General features: G+C 68.5%; 18 protein-coding genes. 4 read left to right on the top strand and 14 right to left on the bottom strand.

Annotated features, from left to right (window positions below; all coding sequences use genetic code 11):
• Positions 1-2 precede the first annotated feature (2 nt).
• Genes BOX37_RS10825 through BOX37_RS10810 form a run of 4 tightly spaced genes read left to right on the top strand, consistent with a single transcriptional unit; the run spans position 3 to position 4085 of the window.
• Positions 3-1316 carry an FAD-binding oxidoreductase gene (locus tag BOX37_RS10825; RefSeq protein ID WP_071931378.1) on the top strand — a complete coding sequence of 438 codons (1314 nt, stop codon included), beginning with the start codon at positions 3-5 and terminating at the stop codon, positions 1314-1316.
• A complete protein-coding gene (locus BOX37_RS10820; RefSeq protein ID WP_071927523.1) occupies positions 1313-2086 on the top strand; it encodes a creatininase family protein in 774 nt (257 codons plus the stop codon). Before BOX37_RS10825 ends, BOX37_RS10820 begins: the two co-directional genes overlap by 4 nt.
• Positions 2083-2697, top strand: coding sequence for a pyridoxamine 5'-phosphate oxidase family protein (locus BOX37_RS10815; protein WP_071927522.1), 615 nt, complete (start codon positions 2083-2085; stop codon positions 2695-2697). Before BOX37_RS10820 ends, BOX37_RS10815 begins: the two co-directional genes overlap by 4 nt.
• Positions 2694-4085, top strand: a complete 1392-nt coding sequence (locus BOX37_RS10810) for an amidohydrolase family protein (RefSeq protein ID WP_071927521.1) — start codon at positions 2694-2696, stop codon at positions 4083-4085. Before BOX37_RS10815 ends, BOX37_RS10810 begins: the two co-directional genes overlap by 4 nt.
• A gap of 204 nt (positions 4086-4289) precedes the next feature.
• Here the strand turns inward: BOX37_RS10810 and BOX37_RS10805 are convergent, their stop codons facing one another.
• From BOX37_RS10805 to BOX37_RS10725, 14 genes are read right to left on the bottom strand one after another with little or no spacing between them, the layout of a single operon-like run.
• Complete coding sequence (locus tag BOX37_RS10805) at positions 4290-5057, bottom strand: DUF6390 family protein (protein WP_206045880.1); 768 nt, start codon at positions 5055-5057, stop codon at positions 4290-4292.
• A gap of 29 nt (positions 5058-5086) precedes the next feature.
• On the bottom strand, positions 5087-6160 hold the full coding sequence (gene hypE, locus BOX37_RS10800) for a hydrogenase expression/formation protein HypE (RefSeq protein ID WP_071927519.1): 1074 nt from the start codon (positions 6158-6160) through the stop codon (positions 5087-5089).
• Complete coding sequence (gene hypD / locus BOX37_RS10795) at positions 6153-7265, bottom strand: hydrogenase formation protein HypD (RefSeq protein WP_071927518.1); 1113 nt, start codon at positions 7263-7265, stop codon at positions 6153-6155. The genes hypE and hypD overlap by 8 nt, the downstream gene beginning before the upstream one ends.
• Positions 7262-7600 (bottom strand): HypC/HybG/HupF family hydrogenase formation chaperone, encoded by a 339-nt coding sequence (locus BOX37_RS10790; RefSeq protein WP_071927517.1) that lies wholly within the window; start codon positions 7598-7600, stop codon positions 7262-7264. The genes hypD and BOX37_RS10790 overlap by 4 nt, the downstream gene beginning before the upstream one ends.
• Before the next feature lie 16 nt (positions 7601-7616).
• Positions 7617-10286, bottom strand: coding sequence for a carbamoyltransferase HypF (locus BOX37_RS35235; protein ID WP_084759537.1), 2670 nt, complete (start codon positions 10284-10286; stop codon positions 7617-7619).
• Positions 10283-10525, bottom strand: a complete 243-nt coding sequence (locus tag BOX37_RS10760; protein ID WP_071927516.1) for a HypC/HybG/HupF family hydrogenase formation chaperone — start codon at positions 10523-10525, stop codon at positions 10283-10285. The genes BOX37_RS35235 and BOX37_RS10760 overlap by 4 nt, the downstream gene beginning before the upstream one ends.
• 3 nt (positions 10526-10528) lie before the next feature.
• Positions 10529-11050 carry a hydrogenase maturation protease gene (locus BOX37_RS10755; protein ID WP_071927515.1) on the bottom strand — a complete coding sequence of 174 codons (522 nt, stop codon included), beginning with the start codon at positions 11048-11050 and terminating at the stop codon, positions 10529-10531.
• 1 nt (position 11051) lies between these two features.
• The gene (locus BOX37_RS36080) at positions 11052-11171 is read right to left on the bottom strand and encodes a DUF6893 family small protein (protein ID WP_387616454.1); all 120 of its coding nucleotides are present in this window, start codon (positions 11169-11171) and stop codon (positions 11052-11054) included.
• 17 nt (positions 11172-11188) lie between these two features.
• On the bottom strand, positions 11189-12523 hold the full coding sequence (locus BOX37_RS10750; RefSeq protein ID WP_071927514.1) for a hypothetical protein: 1335 nt from the start codon (positions 12521-12523) through the stop codon (positions 11189-11191).
• Complete coding sequence (locus BOX37_RS10745; RefSeq protein ID WP_071931377.1) at positions 12520-13158, bottom strand: DUF6084 family protein; 639 nt, start codon at positions 13156-13158, stop codon at positions 12520-12522. Before BOX37_RS10745 ends, BOX37_RS10750 begins: the two co-directional genes overlap by 4 nt.
• Complete coding sequence (locus tag BOX37_RS10740) at positions 13158-13790, bottom strand: DUF5947 family protein (RefSeq protein WP_240505299.1); 633 nt, start codon at positions 13788-13790, stop codon at positions 13158-13160. The genes BOX37_RS10745 and BOX37_RS10740 overlap by 1 nt, the downstream gene beginning before the upstream one ends.
• Positions 13787-14713, bottom strand: a complete 927-nt coding sequence (locus BOX37_RS10735; protein WP_071931375.1) for a NifU family protein — start codon at positions 14711-14713, stop codon at positions 13787-13789. Before BOX37_RS10735 ends, BOX37_RS10740 begins: the two co-directional genes overlap by 4 nt.
• 5 nt (positions 14714-14718) lie before the next feature.
• The gene (locus BOX37_RS10730) at positions 14719-16515 is read right to left on the bottom strand and encodes a nickel-dependent hydrogenase large subunit (RefSeq protein WP_071927513.1); all 1797 of its coding nucleotides are present in this window, start codon (positions 16513-16515) and stop codon (positions 14719-14721) included.
• Positions 16516-16527: 12 nt separating this feature from the next.
• Positions 16528-17583: an NADH-quinone oxidoreductase subunit B family protein gene (locus tag BOX37_RS10725; RefSeq protein WP_071927512.1), complete on the bottom strand. Its 1056-nt coding sequence runs from the start codon at positions 17581-17583 to the stop codon at positions 16528-16530.
• Between the last annotated feature and the right edge of the window lie 48 nt (positions 17584-17631).

The following is a 17631-nucleotide window of genomic DNA, read 5'->3' as shown; positions in this document are numbered from 1 at the left end:
TGATGACCGAGGCCGGACGCCCGGAATTCGGACCGGATCAGCTCGACGCGCTCCTCGACGACCTGCTCGCGCTGCTCGGCCCACGCGGGGTGAGCACCCTGGACCGGGCACTGGACCGGGCAAGCCGGGACGGCTCCGGGATGAGCCCGATCCTGTCGGCGCAGCATCCGCTGGGCAGGCCGGATGCCGTCTGCTACCCGAAGTCGGCCGAGCAGGTGCCCGCGATCGTGCGGGCGGCGGTACGCCACGGCGTCCCGATCACCGCCCGCGGCAAGGGCACCGGCAACTACGGGCAGGTGGTGCCCCGCTTCGGTGGCCTGGTGATGGACATGACCTCGCTGGGGCGGGTCACCGCCATCACCGACACGACCGTGACCGCGCAGGCGGGCGCCAGGATGATCGCGCTCGAACAGGCGGCCTGGGACGTCGGGAAGCAGCTGTGGATGTATCCCTCGACGGTGCAGTCGACCCTCGGCGGATTCCTCGCCGGTGGGTCGGCGGGCACCGGCACCATCGTGCACGGGCGCAACCACATGGGCTTCGTCGAATCGCTGGATGTGGTGTTCGCGCACGAGGATGCCGAGATCGTGCATCTGGAAGGCGCTGCGGCACAACCGATGGTACACACCTACGGGGTGGCCGGGATCATCGTCGCGGCGACCGTGCGCATCGAGCCGCTGCAGGACTGGCAGTGCCTCTATGCCAGTTTCGATTCCCACTACGCGGCGTTCCCCGCCGCGTTCCGCGCGGCCGGGATCGAGCCGAAGCCGCGCCTCATCTCGGCCGACTGCGCGACGATCGTCGACGCGCTGCCGTCGGACCCCGCGCTGGTGCGCGGGCGCGCCAATGTGCGCGGGATCATCGACGCGGCCGCGCTCGACGAGACCGTGGCGGTGCTGGAGGCGGCGGGTGGGCGGATCGAGGCGGTCCGTTCGGGGTTGGCCCAGACCGCACGGCTGAGCACCCTGTCCTACAACCATCCCACCTGGTGGCTGCAGAAAGCGGTACCCGACACCTACTTTCACATGGAGTGCCAGGGTGACGCGCTGGTGACGCGGCTGCGGGAGGTGGAAGAGGTCTACGAGGGCGGGATGCTGCATCTCGAAGTGGGCCACGAGACGATGTTCGGGATGATCAACGGGGTCTATCACGATCCCGGGCAGGTCTTCGCCGGGGTGCCCGCGCTCGAAGCGCTGGGCGTGCGGGTGCATTCGCCACACCAGTCCTATGTCGACCTCGACGCCGATCGGGTCAAGGCCATTGCCGGCAGCACCGACCCCAAGGGGCTGCTGAATCCAGGGCGGTGGCAGCAATGAGCATCGCGACAAGACATTTCGCCGACCTCACCACAGCGGAAATCGGTGACGCGCTGCATCCCGACTCGGTCCTGATCCTGCCGACCGGCGCGATCGAACCGCACGGCCCGCACCTGCCGCTGCGCACCGATCTGGTGATGGCCGAAGCCGTCACCGCCGCGGCCCACGAGCGCGCGGTCGCCGAGGGACAGGACACGTGGCTGCTACCCGCGCTGGCCTACACCAAGTCCGACGAGCACGCGAACCTGCCGGGGGCGATGTGGTTGCGGGCGGAGACGATGCTGCGGACCGTGGTCGACCTGGGGCGCAGTATCGCCGCGACACCGGCGCGGCGGCTGCTGTTCGTCAACTGCCACGGCGGGAACTCGGCGCTGCTCGAGGTGGCGCTGCGCGAACTGCGTCGCCGCTTCGATCTCCAGACCTTTCTCTACGCCGCGCCCGCCAAACCCGGGCCGACCGAGTCGGGTTTCGGTATCCACGCCGGCTGGGCGGAGACGTCGATGATGCTGCATCTGCGTCCGGACCTGGTGGACATGAGCGCTGCGAAATCGGTTGTCCCGCAGTCGATCGCTGGGCACTCGCACGTCGGCTTCGGCAAGCCGGTCCGCTTCGGCTGGCTCGCCGACGATTTCGCGGAGTCGGGCGTGATCGGCGATCCGACCGGGGCCAGTGCCGAGATCGGCGCCGATCTGTTCACCGAGAAGGTCGGCGCGTTGACCGCGGCCATTCCGGAGATCGCGAGCTTCGATCCGGGCCGGGTGCGCCGATGATCACGAGCAGCACGGTCTTCGGGCACGACTGCGACCCGGCGGAGTACGCCGACATCGACCCGGTGCGCCTGTTGTCGATGTGGATTCCCGCTCCCGGCGCCGCTCCGCCGCCGCTCATGGCGCTGGCCACGGTCGCCGAGGACGGCTACCCGCGGGCCCGCCACGTTCTGCTGAGCGAATATCGCGACGGCGCCGTGCGATTCCACACCGATGCCACCTCGGCCAAGGTCGCCGAACTCCGCGCGACCCCCCGGGCGGCGGTGACCGTGGCCTGGCCGGAGATCGGCCGGCAGGTCAGCGTGTGCGGCGACATCTCGTCGTCCGAGCCGCAGCACGATCGGACCGTGTACGCGCGGCGCGGACGCTACCTACAGCTGCTCGCCTGGTTGAACACCCCCGAGGTCGCCGCGCTCGACCCCGAGCGCCGCCATGCGACGTGGGCGCGGTTCGACGCCGAGCATCCCCAACTCGAGCCGCCGCCGAACTGGCTCGGATTCTCGCTCGAGCCAAGGGAATTGACGTTCTGGCGTGGCGATCCGCTCGGGCCGTCCCAGCGCACGCGCTACCGGCGTACCGATGATCGATGGACTGTGGAGGTACTTCCCGGATGACCGCGCTGACCCTGCGCAATGCGACCCTGCTGCCGGTCTCCGGTGCGCGCGACTGGCTGCACGGCTGGATGACCGTCGACTCCGACGGCCGGATCTCGGGGATCGGCGAGGGCGAGCCGCCACCGTCCGATGGCGAGATCATCGATGTGACAGGCAAATTCGTCGCACCGGGCTTCGTCTCCGCGCACAGCCACATCTACACCGGCGGCATGCGCGGCGTCGCACCCGACAGCACGCTCTATCCGTGGGTCACCCGCAATACCGAGATGCTGCTGACCGCGCAGGCCGAGGACCTCTACTGGCTGACCCTGGCAGGGTCACTGGACTTCCTGTCCAACGGCGTCACCTCGGCCTACAACTTCACCCAGAGCCGGGTGCTGTCGCTGTTCGACTACACCAGCTCGACCATGAAAGCGGCGGCAGTCCAGCCGGTCGAGTTCCTCACCCGCCAGATCGACGCGAGCGCCGACGCGGGCATCCGCTTCGTCGCCAGCGTCCGCCTCGACGACGAGCAGTTGCCCGAGGACGAGGCGCTGTCGGTGTTCGGCGAGGTGATGGACTACGCGAAAACGACGGTGCCGCCAGATCATTACCTTGGTGGATCCGTGTACGGCGCCGTGCAGTGGTCGAGTTCGGCGAAGACCGCTCGCCGCGAGCGGGCCATGATGGACCGCCACGGCGTCACCAATCAGGCCCACTTCGTCGAGACCGCCGAACAGCTCGACATCCAGCAGGCCAAGTTCGACTGGTACGACGAGGCAGGCACACTCGGCCCCGATTTCGCCTTCGGCCATTTCGTTCATCCCACCGACCGCATGCTCGAGCGGGCCGCCGGGGCGGGGTGCTCCATGGTGTGGCAGCCGCTCTCGAATGGACGCCTCGGTTCCGGGATCGCCGATATCCCCCGAGTCCTGGACGCGGGAATGCGGGTCGGCATCGGCCTCGATGACCAGTCCTGCACCGACGTCGCCGACCCCTTCGAGAACATGCGCGCCGGGCTGTACACCCAGCGCGCCCGACACAGCGATGCGTCCGTGCTGAGCCCGGCGGACATGCTGGGCCTGCACACCCTCGGCGCGGCGGCCGCAATCGGCGTAGACGATCGGGTCGGCTCCCTCGAAGTCGGCAAATACGCCGACTTCGTCGTCGTGGACCCCCGCAACCCCGACACCGGCCCGATCTGGAACCCCGTCGCCACCTACGTGCTGGCCTGCACACTGCGCAATCTCGACGCGGTCTATGTAGGCGGGCGCGCGTCCTGGTCGTCGGGTCGCTCGACACATCCACTCGCCGAGCGCGCTGTCGACGAACTGCACGAGCGGATGGTGCGCGTTGCCGGGGAGAGCGGATTCCATCCCGCGGTGCCGCATCGAGCCCACCCGCGATAGTCGGCACACAGCAATCGAGCAGCGACTCGAGCGTGGTCAGCCCTCAGAGCTACCTGCGCTGTCGGCCACAGTCCGCCGGGCTGCCCGCGTAGCGGTGGTGCTTGCCGAGCCTCAGGGCTCGATGCGTGGTCGGTCCGCCGCATCCAGGCGGTGGGCGCGGTGAGCCCGGTCGGAAACTCGGTGCCGAGCGATGTGCGCCGAGCATCAGCAGGGCAGTGCAGGCCACGTGCCGGCCGGGCGGGTCGCCTGGGGGTGGTGCGCGGCGCTGTGCTGGCGGGTCAGGCGGCGGTTCGTGACCGTGAGTTGGCGGGTGGTGCTGGTGGCCAGGTCGTTCAAGCGGGCGGGGGTGAGGCGGGCGCAGACTCGGTTCCAGTGCAGGGCGACGCGGTCGCCTGTGCGTAGGCCGGCCGCGAGGTCGGTGTCGTCGACGGCGACCTGGCGGAGTTCGGGTTCGGACAGAGCCAGCAGTTGACCGTCACGGATCAGACGGCGGCAGCGAACGACAGAGCCGGTGGTGTCGTTGGCGACGATGGTCGCCGGAGTTATGCGGCAGCTGTCGAGTATGCGCAGCGGGTGTTCGCCGGTCCCGCGGTCGAGCAGGCGGGACCACGGGTAGATCGCGAAGACGTGGAAGCCGTGGTGAGCGGCGGCCTCGTCGACGAGGTCGGCGGTGAGGTGCGACCAGTACTGTCCAGCGGTTGGACCGAGGAGGGCGAGCAGCTCGGTGATGAAGGTAGTGGAGTCGAGGTCGGCGCCGACACCGCCGCCGAGCCAGTAGGACTCGACGAGGCGGTGGTCGAGTGGATCGGTGATCCCGGTCAACTTCGCCATGACCCGCAGGTAGGGCCAGGCACCGGAGAACTCCCGGGCCAGCGCGCGGATCTGCGCCTCGCAACCACCGCGGAGCGCCTCGGCGTCGCGGGGGCCGCAGTAGCCGAGGCGGTTGGGTGCGTAGGCGTAGCGGGCGAACAGTTCGGTCCCGTCGATGATCGAGCCTCCCGTCAGCAGATCCGTGGCAGTTGTTCCCCGGCAGGCAGATCCACCACCCTGGTGCCACCCAGTGCCGTGCGCGCGACCACCATGCCGGGATGTTCCTCGACGCAGACGCCGATGGCTTCGGCGCGGACGCCCAGTGGATGCTCGCGCAAGGCGGAAAGCACGCGGTCGGCGTCTTCGGGTGCGACGAAGGCGACCAGTTTGCCCTCGTTGGCCACGTACATCGGGTCGAGGCCGAGCAACCCGCACGCGTCGCGGACCGCATCGGGCACCGGGAGTTTCCGTTCATCCAGTGCGACACCGACTTTGGCGACACCGGCGATCTCGTTGAGAGTGGCCGCCACGCCACCGCGGGTCGGGTCGCGCAGGACGTGCACGTCCGCACCGGTGGCCAGCATCGCCGCGACCAGCCCGTTGAGCGGTGCGGTGTCGCTGCACACGGTGGTGCCGAATTCGAGTCCCTCGCGGCAGCTCATCACCGCGACGCCGTGCACCCCGATGTCGCCGCTGACCAGGACCACGTCACCGGGCCGGGCCCGCTGCGGCCGAATGTCGACGCCGTCGTCGACGACGCCGATGCCCGCGGTGTTGATGAAGATCCCGTCACCGTGGCCTGAGTCGACCACCTTGGTGTCGCCGGTGACCAGCGTGACCCCGGCCGCGAGCGCGGCGGTGCCGACCGCTTCGGCGACCCGGGCGATCTCGGCCAGGGCGGTGCCCTCCTCGAGAATGAACGCCGTGGACAGCGCGATCGGGCGCGCACCCGACATGGCCAGGTCGTTGACCGTGCCGTTCACGGCCAGATCCCCGATCGACCCGCCGGGGAACACCAGCGGCTTGACCACGAACGAATCCGTCGAGAACGCCAGCCGCACGCCGCCGAGGCTGAGCACGGCCGAATCGCCCATCCCCGCGTCGGCGGCGGCGCCGAACGCGGGCAGGAACAGGTGCTCGATCAGCTCCCCCGACATCGCGCCGCCACCGCCGTGACCCATCACGATGGTCGGCGAGTCACGCAGCGGCATCGGACAGACCCAGCTGTCCATGTCGAAGGTCGCCGCCGCGTTGTCCTCACGCATGAGCCACCTCCGCGGGCAGGTCGAGGCGGCGGTACAGGTAGTAGGCCGCGCACGCGCCCTCGGAGGAGACCATGGTGGCGCCCAGCGGGTTTCGCGGCGTGCACTGCTTGCCGAACGCGGCGCACTCGTGCGGCTTGATCAGTCCCTGCAGCACTTCGCCGGAGCGGCAGATCGAGGATTCGGCGGTGTGCAGATCGCTCACCGAGAACCGGTCCTCGGCATCGTAGGCACGGTAGCGATCCGAGAGCCGCCAGCCGCTGCTGGGGATCACGCCGATTCCGCGCCAGGCGCGATCGGTGACGTCGAAGACATCGGTCAGCATCGCCTTCGCGACCGCGTTGCCCTCGGCGCGGACCGCGCGGGGGTAGGCGTTCTCCAGCTCGTGCCTGCCGTCCTCGAGCTGGGTGACGGTGCGCCGGATGCCTTCGAGGATGTCGAGCGGCTCGAAGCCGGTGACGACCATCGGCACCCCGTACTTGTCGGCCAGCGGCGGATACTCCTCGGTGCCCATCACGCTGCAGACGTGCCCCGCGGCCAGGAACCCCTGGACGCGGCAGCTCGGCGACTCCATGATCGCGGCGATGGCCGGCGGCACCAGCACGTGCGAGACCAGCAGCGAGAAGTTCTCGATGCCGAGCTTCTTCGCCTGGTAGACGGTCATCGCGTTGGCCGGCGCGGTCGTCTCGAAGCCGATGCCGAAGAACACCACCTGCCGGTCGGGGTTCTCGCGGGCGATGGTGAGCGCGTCCAACGGCGAGTACACCACCCGCACGTCGCCGCCCTCGCTCTTGACCCGGAACAGGTCGCGTTCGCTGCCCGGCACCCGCAGCATGTCGCCGAAGGAGCAGAAGATCACCCCGGGCTGCGCGGCGATCTCGAGTGCCTTGTCGATCACCTCGAGCGGGGTGACACACACGGGACAGCCAGGGCCGTGGATCATCTCGATCGCGTCCGGGAGCAGTTGGTCGATGCCGTGACGGATGATCGAATGGGTCTGTCCGCCACACACTTCCATGATGGCCCAGCGATGCGAGGTGGCCGCGTGGATCTGGTCGAGCAGCTTCTTGGCCAGGTCGGGGTCGCTGAATTCGTCGAGATACTTCATGACGTCACCTCCGTGTCGTCGCCGGAGCCGGACGCTGCCGGTCGTGCCGTGGGATCGGGCAGGCCCGACTGCTTGGCGGCGAGGGCGAACCCGTCGCCGAACTCCTCGTCGAGCACCCCGAGGTGCTCGAACTCGGCCAGTGTGCGCAGCGCCGATTCCTCGTCGAGACGCTGGATGGCGAAGCCGACGTGGACCACCACGTAGTCACCGACCGCCGCGTCCGGAATGTATTCCAGACACACATCTTTGTGCACGCCGCCGAAGTCGACGACCGACATCACCGTGCCGTCGCGTTCGTGCAGGCTGAGCACCTTTCCCGGAACTGCCAGGCACATCGCTGCTCTCCTTTCCTCAACCCGCGCCAGCGAGTAGTTGCCCGAACGCGAGGCCACCGTCGTTGGGCGGCAGTCTGCGATGCGTGATGATGGGAAATCCGTTGTCGCGCAGCAGAGTGCGTGCCGCCGAGAGCAGCAGCGCGTTCTGGAACACGCCTCCCGAGAGCGCGACGGTGGTCGGGGGCGGGGCGAAGTCCCGGGCGAGGTCGAGGACCAACCGGGCCACGGCGTGGTGGAAGCGGGCCGCGATCACGGCGGCCGGAACGCCGTGCCCGGCATCGCGGACGACCGCGGCGACGACCGGGGCCGGATCGATCACGGCCGGGTCGGCGGTGTGGTCGAGGGCGAACCGATAGGTGCCCGCGCCCGGGTCGACGCCGCGGGCGATCGCTTCCAGTTCGATGGCGGCCTGGGCTTCGTAGTCGACGGTGTGGCGGACACCGGCCAGGGAGGCCACCGCGTCGAAGAGACGGCCCATGCTCGAGGTCGGGGTGCAGCCGAGGCCGGTGTCGAACTGGTGGGTCAGCACAGCACGTTCATCGGCGGGGCAGGCGGCGACCGAGGCGATGGTGTCGGACCAGGGCAGGTCGGCGGATCGCAAGTGGGCCAGCGCCATGCGGTAGGGGCGGTGCACGCTCGTGTCGCCGCCCGCCAGCGGCACATATCGCAGGTGCGCGAGTCGCCGATACCCCTTGTATCCGGCCGCCAGCACCTCGCCGCCCCAGATGGCGCCATCGGGCCCGAATCCGGTGCCGTCGAAGGCGATTCCGGCGACGGTCTCCGCTGCGCCGAGTCCGTGTTCGCCCATGACAGCGGCGATGTGCGCGTGATGGTGCTGCACGGTGCGCACCAGGCGGCCCTCGGCATGTGTGCGCGCCCAGGCGGTCGACCGGTAGCCAGGGTGCGCGTCGACGACGAGCTGTGTCGGCGCTACTCCGGTCAGCTCCGCGAGATGCTCGGCCGCGAAGCCGAAGGCGCGCAGGGTGGCCAGGTCGTCCATGTCGCCGATGTGCTGGCTGAGCCAGGCGTAACGACCGTCACCGACCGCGCAGGTGTTCTTGAGGTCCGCGCCGACGGCCAGGGTGGGTGGAACCGGAACGGGCAGGGTCAGCGGGAGCGGCGCGTACCCACGCGAGCGGCGCAACGGAAGTTCGATGCCGTCGACAACGCGTAGGACCGAGTCATCGCACGGTGTCAGGATGCGGCGGTCATGCGAGAGCCAGCCGTCGGCGAGGCCGGCCAGACGAGTACCGGCGTCTTCGTCGTCGTAGCAGATCGGTTCGCCACCGAGATTGCCCGAGGTCATCACCAGCACCTGCGGTCCAGGAGGGTCGCCCGGGAGACCGAACAGCAGCAGGTGCAGCGGGGTGTAGGCCAGCAGCACACCCAAGTCGGGGTTGCGGGGTGCGACCGAAGGAGCCAGGGCGATCGCGCCACGGTCCAACCCTCGTGATTCGGGACGGCCTGGTGCTTCCGCACCGGTGGGTGTGGCAGTGCCGCGAGCGTATTGACCGTGGCCTTCGCGCGCTGCCGAGGGGCTGGAGTCGGCCCGATCACCTTCGAGCAGGTCACCAAGGCCGACGATGCCGCGTCCGACCGGGGATGCGAGTGCATGGGTTCGGGACCCGAGCGTGGCGTGCGACGTGGCCGCGTAGGAGATGGGGGCCTTGCGGGCGAGCAGGACGATAGGTCGTTGGGGCCCACTGAGCAGTGCCGCCGCGATGTCGTCGACCTCGGCGATAGCGCGCGCGGTGGCCAGGTCGGCGACCATGACGGCGAACGGCTTGTCGCCACGGCGTTTTCGGCTGCGCAAGGTGGCCACGGCGTCTTCGTTGGTGGCGTCGCAGGCAAGGTGGTAGCCGCCGATGCCCTTGACCGCGAGGATTCCCCCTTCGCGCAACAGCTCTCGTGCGGCGGTCAGTGCCGCGGCGGCATCGGAGGTCGGCGACGGGGCACGGTGGGCAGCGGGCAGCGAGGGGTTGGGACCGTCGGAGGTCGGCTGCACGCCGTCGTTCGAGTGGGTGGCGCCGGCGGTCTCGGGTTCGCTGCGACCGGAGCGAGACAGCCGCGAGCGATCGTCGGTGGTCGCGGCGGACAGCGGTACAGCGGTGTAGGTCAGGCGGGGCCCACAATCGGGGCAGGCGATGGGTTGGGCGTGGAAGCGGCGGTTGGTGGGGTCGGTGTATTCGGCGGTGCAGTGGGAGCACATCGGGAAGTCGGCCATCGAGGTGCGAGAGCGGTCGTAGGGGAGGTCGGTGATGATGGTGAAGCGGGGTCCGCAGTTGGTGCAGTTGATGAAGGGGTGGCGATGGCGGCGATCGGTGGGGTCGGCGAGTTCGGCGGCGCAGTCGGCGCAGATCGCGACATCCGGGGAGGCGAGGGTGCGGCCACCGTCGGCGCGGGTGGTGTCGACGATGTGGAAGCCGGTGCCGCCCCGCACCGCGACGGTGATCCTGTCGATGGATTCGATGACGGCCAGTGGGGGTGGCCGGTCGCGGAGTCGGCGGATGAACTCGTCCAGATCGGCGGGGGTGCCTTCGATGTCGATGATCACCCCGGAGCTGTCGTTGGCGACCGAGCCGGACAGCGACAGTTCGGCGGCGGTGGTGTAGACGAAGGGCCGGAACCCGACGCCCTGCACCACCCCGCGGACCACGAGGTGACGACGCTGCCGCTCGGCACTCACGGCTGCTCACCTCGCCCCATCAGGTTCAGCCCGGCCAGCGCGGCGGCGGCCCCGGCCTCGTCGGTCTTCTCCACCGCCAGCCCCATGTGGATGATCACCCAGTCGCCGGGACCCACCGGGTCCTGGTCCAGCAGGCCGATATTCACCTTCCGGTTTTCCCCGGACACCGTCACCAGCGCGAGCTGACCGTGATAGCCGTCGAGAATTTCCACGACCTGTCCGGGAATACCGAGGCACATGGCTCACTCCTCCGGTCGACACGACGGCGCGAACGGCTCGGGCGCATCGTCGACCGGACCGCTCGGGTCGGCAGCCAGTCGCGCGATGACCTCGGCCACGACGGCGACCGCCCGGTCGAGAGCGGCGGTGACGCGTTCGGACAGACCAATGCCCTCGTCCACCGAGGCGACCTGGCAGCCGACCACAACGGTCGGCGGGAGGGTTCCGCCCAAAGCTCGGACGCTCGCGAAGACGGCGTCGGGGTTCATGGCGTGGGCGTCGAGCCGGGCCGCGCCGGCCGGGTCCGGTTCGGCGTGGAAGACCGCGAGGGTGCCGGGGGCGCCGCGGTCGGGGACGGCGTCGACGAGGATCAGGGCGTCCCAGGGGTCGAGGAGGTCGTAGGCCAGGTGCATGCCGCGGATCCCGTAGTCGACCACCCGCACGGGGTCACCGTGCGGCGGGAGTCGTCGCACCACTTCGGGCCCGAAACCGTCGTCGCCGAGGAAGATGTTGCCGATCCCGGCGACGAGCACCCGCGCCGTCATCTCACATCCGGCGCATCTTCAGGTAGCGCTGCAGGTCCGGTATCGACCGGACGCCGAGTATCGCGGCGGCGAACGCCACCACGGCGGCACACGCCACCGCGATCATTCCTATCGTGGCCATGATTGACCCCTTCTCTCTCATTCTCGTGGGCTGTCGAGTGGTTCGATCTCCTCCGGGGCGAAGTACAGGTAGCGGCCGTACCATTCGTGCAGGTCGGCGGCGGGGTCGTCCTCGATGACCACGCCGACGTGTGCCTGCCCGTCGACGTCCTCGTGCACGGTGACGACCCGTGCGATCCGGCCGTCGTAGAACAGATCGTGGGCATCGGCGCGTCGCGAGGGGTGCAGGCGCACGCGGGTGCCGTTGCCGACCCGGACCACGCCGACCAGGATCGCGTCGGTGTCCGGCCGAACAGCGTTGTCGGCCAGCGGGTCCCACCAGTCGACCCCGTCGGGTACCTCCGGGATCAGCGCGGCGGTGTCGGCATGCGGATCGCGCAGGACGCCGTGCAACCGTTGCAAGGCCTCCGGCGTCATGGTGTCGCAGCGGTCGATGAGCTGCGCGGCCCGCTGGTCGGTCGCGCGGGCCTGGGCCTTCTCCTCCTCGGTCATGGTCATGACCCGCAGGGTGAGGATCTCGTCGATTTCGGTGGAGTCGAACAGCGGCCCCTCGCTCTGCTCGGCGATCTCGGGATGGTCGTAGAGGATGATCGGCGAGACCAGCACGATGCTGTGGTCACCGGGCGGTCCGGCCAGGACCGGGAAGCAGCGGTGCTGGACACAGCGGGCCACGGCGGCTTCGGCGTCGGGTGGGGGTTCGAGCAGCGAGACGAACTGGCCGTCGTCGAGTTCGGCGATGACGTGCGCACCGATCAGGGAGCGGGCGATGGCGTCGTGCTGGTCGGTCGCGGGGGCGCCGGTGTTGCGGAGGATGACGCTCAGACACACGAAGCGCTCGTCGCGCTCCACACTCATCTGGATCTCACCGTCGAGGTGTTCCCGATGCCGGACCACCCGCCCGGCCGCGGAACCGTCGGGGCCGGGGATGGCCTCATACTCTGTTCCGCCCGGAATCGACAGTGGTGCAGAAGAATCGGTCAAGGTCAGCGGGCCGACCGAGTGCTCGCATTCCACCGCCTCGTCCCAGCTGATCCACGATCTGCCGTCGACGACGAACTCGGCGACCGGCGCTCCCCCGGCATCCTCGACCGTGCGGCGTTGCAGTTGCAGGAACCGAACGGTCAGCGTGAGCACGGTACGTCCGCCGGCATCGAGCAGGCATTGTGCCGAGAGTTCTGAGTCCTCACCGAGCCCCGCGCCAGCCGCCCCGGCGGGACCGAGCACACCGAACTGCCAGCGCGACTGGTTCTTTCGCGAGTTCGCCCGATACGGGTACAGCAGGTAGCCCTCGTAGAGCACCGCGTCGGCGACCGCGCGTGCCCTGGCCCGCGACCTCGTCGGCTCGGCGGTCATGAGCTGTCCTCGAGCAGGCGCAGCACAGCGTCGTCGAAGCCGAGCAGCCCGTGACCGGACTTGTAGGCGGCGAGCGCCTCGACGGTGTCGCGTTGCAGGCGCAGCCACCCCGCATCGGGGAAATGCGCCGACATCAGGTCCTCCCAGACCGAGACCGGCATCTCGAACTTGTCCTCGCGGTCCCACGGAATCTGCTGTACCGCGAAACCCGTTGTTCCCCTGATGAATACCGTGCCGCTGAACAGAAAGATCAGCGGCACGGTGCCCTCGCGCAGGGCGTGCAGGTATTTGGACCCGCTCACCTCGAAGTCGTAGGTGCACGGCATCGGCAGGTCCACCTGGGCGCCGCCGTGGAAGCCGGGAACCATGGTGGCGCAGTGCATCCAGAGGAAGGAGCGCTGGGTGTCGCGCCAGCGTTCGCGTGGCCCGAACAGGTCGATCAGGCCCGCGCTCTCCTCGTCGGTGTAGCCGCGCCGGTGCGGTTCGATCCGCACCTGCGCCCGCAGGGCGATCGCGTGCACGGGTTCCTCGCCGAGCATCGCGATGCCGATCCGCGCGGACAGCGTGGGGCTGGCCGCGTAGGGCTCGGGCTGGATTCCCAGCACGGCGAAGGTCGTCGAGTAGGCCGGGCACATCACACACCACCCGGGCGCGCCCGTGCCGACACCGCGTCGAAGAACTCGTCGAGGTATCGGTGCACGTCCTGACCGCCGTCGAAGCCGCGCCACAGCATTCGCATCCGGCCGACGAATTCGTAGCAGGCATCGATGGGCAGCAGCAGGCAGGCAGCCTCGGCGGTGCCGCGCTCGGGGACCCGGATCATCAGCGCCTCGACATCGGGAACGGCCACAGCGATCTCCGGGTGCCGGTCGAGCACCGTGCGCCACTCGTCGAGGGGCAGTTCGGATTCGGTGGCGCCCATCGGTCCCGGATAGAACGCGACGGTGCGGCCCAGCGCGGAGTTGTCGAAGAAGAACGCCAGACCGACGGGGATCTCGAGCGCGTCCCATTCACCGTGGCTGATGGTGAAGCCGGGGAACCGCAGGTAGCGGTCGGGCACCGCGCGATAGCGCAGGGTGGCGTTCTGATCGGTGAACAGCAGGTAGCAACCCCGGCAGACGCACAACAGTTGACGCCCTTCGACATTCACCACGTGCTGATGCTCGGCGGCGATGGTCTCCGCGCACATCTCACACCGCTCGCCCGCCGCAACGGCGGGCTTGCGATCGACGGTGAGGCGCCGCAGCACCCCCAGCGGAGAACTCAACCGGCCACCTCCATCGGAACGGCCACCGACAACTCCCCGGCACGCACCAGCACCGGCAGCGGTTCCAGATGCCCTTCGCCGTCGACCCTGGCGCCGGCGTGGACGGCGTCATAGTGGGCCAGACAGGTCGGGCAGCGCAGCACCGCATCGCCGACGGGGAACCCGACCCGGCGCTGCAGGGCGGCACCGGCCAGCGAGTGATCACAGGACGGGCAGTGGTCGCGATAGACGAACAGGTCGTCACCGACGCGGCAGGCCAGCACCGTCTGACCGCCGATGACGAAGCCACCGACCTCGCCCGCACCCAGTTCCGCCAGCTCCGGGACGACAATCCAGCTCCCGTGCGCTTCCACCGGATGGGTATCGGCGTGCACCCGGGCGAACAGCGAGTCGGCGGAGATCAGCGAATCCGTCGACTCCGCCTGCGCGGCAGCCACTTCGATGGACTCGATCTCCGGGGCCGCCGCGCGCACCGCGTCCTCCACGGCCAATTCCAGGGTCACCGAGGACGACGGACAGGTACGGCAGCTCCCCGACAGTTCGAGGCGCACCACACCGTCGTGCACGTCGAGCAGCTCCACATCACCACCGTGTGAGCCCAGATACGGGCGCACGCTGTCGAGGGCCGCGCGCACGCGGGTGTCCACGTCGTGCGGGTGCAATCCGTGCACGAGCAGCAGGCTCGCGATCAGGTCGTCGGCGACAAGCCGTTCGCGCGCACCCGGATCGACCAACTCCAGGATCCGCGCCAGGCCGGCGCCGTAGAGGTCGGAGACCTCGCGCACCAACTGCTCGGCGCGCTCCCGGGCGACGACGCCACCGGCCGAACTCGCGTCGAGCAGGGTTTCGATCCGGTCGCCCGCTCCGCGCCATCGGTCCGTGTCGATCGCTGCCTCGTCGTGCTCCCCCAGCCGATCCGGCATCACCGCTACTCCCCGGTGAGGGTCTGTGTCGGCGAGTGCAGTTTGTCCAGCGACTTGCCGTTGCCGAGGTACATGTGCACCCCACAGGGCAGGCAGGGGTCGAAGCTGCGCACGGTGCGCATGATGTCGATGCCCTTGAAGTGCTCGCGGTCGTTCTCCTCGAAAATCGGCTGGCCCTGCACCGCGTCCTCGTACGGTCCCGGCGTACCGAAACTGTCGCGGGGGTTGGCGTTCCACGGCGTCGGCGGATACGGGTGGTAGTTGGCGATCTTGCCGTCCCGGATCACCATGTGATGGGACAGGACACCGCGCACGGCCTCGGTGAATCCGCAGCCGATGCCTTCGTCGGGCACCTCGAAGTGCTCCCAGGTCTTGGTTCGGCCCGCCCGGATCTCCACGAGCGCCTGCTCGGCGAAGTGCAGTGCACTGGCCGCGGCGTAGGCCTGGAAGTAGGTGCGGGCGCGATTGCGTTCGATGGTGTTGCTGCCGAACTCCGGGATCTTCCATTCGAAGCTGACCGGACCCTTCAGCGCGGTCTTGGGCAGGTTGATCTGCACGCTGTGCCCGGTCGACTTGACGTAGCCGATGTCGACCAACCCGGCCAGCGCCGTGGACCACAGCCGGGCCAGCGGCCCGCCGCCGGTGTCCAGAGCCAGATGGTCGGTGCCGTCGAACCAGCGCGGCGACATCACCCAGCTGTACTTGTCGTCCATGTCGCGCTTCTGCGGCTTGGGATTGGTGTGCTGATTCCAGGGGTGGCGCCGGTCGACCGGATTGCCGAGCGGATCGGTCTCGACGAACATCTCCTGATCGGTCCAGTCGTCGTAATACGAACTGCCCAGAAGGATTCGGATACCGAGATTGATGTCGACCAGGGAGGTGGTCACCAATTTCCCGTCGACCACCACGCCCGGGGTGACGAACATCCGCCGACCCCACTCCTCCATGTCCTTGTACTCGAAATTGCACACCTCGGGATCCTGGAACGAACCCCAGCAACCCAGCAGGGTGCGCCGCAATCCGACCTGTTCATAACCCGGCAGCGCCTCGTAGAAGAAGTCGAAGAGGTCGTCGTGCATCGGCACGACCTTCTTCATGAACTCGACGTAGCGCATCAGGCGCGTCATGTAGTCGGTCATCAACTGGATCGTCGCGACCGTTCCCACGCCGCCCGGATACAGCGTGGAGGGGTGTACGTGCCTGCCTTCCATCAGGCAGAACATCTCCCGGGTGTAGCGGCTGACCTGCAGCGCCTCCCGATAGAACTCGCCGGTGAACGGATTCAGCGCGCGCATGATGTCGGCGATGGTGCGGTAGCCGTGCTCGTCCGAATGCGGGGCCAGGGTCTTCTCGGCCTGCGCGAGGACGCCCGGATTGGTCTCGGCGACCATCTTCTCGCAGAAATCCACGCCGACCAGGTTCTCCTGGAAGATGTTGTGATCGAACATGCATTCTGCGGCCTCGCCGAGATTGACGATCCACTCACCCAGGTGCGGCGGTTTCACGCCGTAGGCCATGTTCTGCGCATAGCACGAACAGGTCGCGTGATTGTCGCCGCAGATGCCGCAGATGCGGCTGGTGATGAAGTGCGCGTCGCGGGGATCCTTGCCCCGCATGAAGATCGAGTAGCCGCGGAAGATGGACGAGGTGCTGTGGCACTCGACCACTTCGCGGTTCTCGAAGTCGATCTTGGTATAGATTCCCAGGCTGCCGACGATTCGGGTGATCGGATCCCACGCCATCTCGACGAGACGGTCGGGCTCGATCCTCTTGTGCGACGGCTCGGGGATGATGGCAGTCATTCCAATCGCCTCCTACCAGGTGCGGGTGGCGCCGGATTCCAGCTTCTCGCCCTTGTGCCGCCAGCGCGGTTCCTTGTCGACGGTGCGTCCGGTGATGTGCCGCAGGCTGCGGATCACCGACCCGTACAGTCCTGATGCCGTCGAGGAGATCTTCCCGCCCGGGGGTTCGTCCATGAACGGCATGAATTTGTCCGGGAATCCCGGCATGGTGCAGCCGATGCAGATGCCGCCCACGTTCGGGCAGCCACCGACGCCGTTGATCCAGCCCCGCTTGGGGACGTTGCATTTGACCACCGGACCCCAACAGCCCAGTTTCACAATGCATTTCGGGGAGCCGTACTCGTCGGCGAAATCACCTTCCTCGTAATAGCCCGCGCGATCGCATCCCTCGTGCACGGTGGCGCCGAACAACCACTTCGGTCGCAGCGCCTCGTCGAGGGGGATCATCGGCGCCTGCCCGGTGGCCATGTAGAGCAGGTAGGTCAGCGTCTCGGACATGTTGTCCGGGTGGACCGGGCAGCCGGGCACGCAGACGATCGGGATGTCGGCCTTGGATTTCCAGCCCCACCCCAGATAGTCGGGCACCCCCATCGCGCCGGTGGGATTACCGGCCATGGCGTGGATGCCACCATAGGTGGCGCAGGTACCGACCGCGACCACCGCGGTGGCTTTCGGCGCCAGCCGGTCGAGCCATTCGCTGGTCGTCATGGGCTGACCGGTGGCGGGGTCGTTGCCGAATCCGCACCAGTAGCCCTCGTCGTGGAGTGCTTCGTTGGGAATCGACCCCTCCACTACGAGCACGAACGGTTCGAGTTCGCCGCGATCGGCTTTGAAGAACCATTCGAGGAAATCGTCGGCGCCGCCGGTCGGACCGCATTCGAAATCGATCAGCGGCCAGTGCACCGCGATCTGTGGGAGGCCGGGAAGGGCGCCGAGGGCGATCTCCTCGATACTGGGCTGCGTGGCAGCGGTCAACGCGACCGAGTCTCCGTCGCAACTGAGACCGGCGTTGATCCACAAAACGTGGATCAGGGTCTGTTCCGCTGTGATTGCTTCCTTGGTGGGCATGGGCTGTGCCACTTTCTGAAGCGATGTGGATTTGTGATCCTGATCACA

Source organism: Nocardia mangyaensis (genome assembly GCF_001886715.1).
Taxonomy (GTDB): domain Bacteria; phylum Actinomycetota; class Actinomycetes; order Mycobacteriales; family Mycobacteriaceae; genus Nocardia; species Nocardia mangyaensis.
This window is presented reverse-complemented; position numbering and strand designations above follow the sequence as displayed.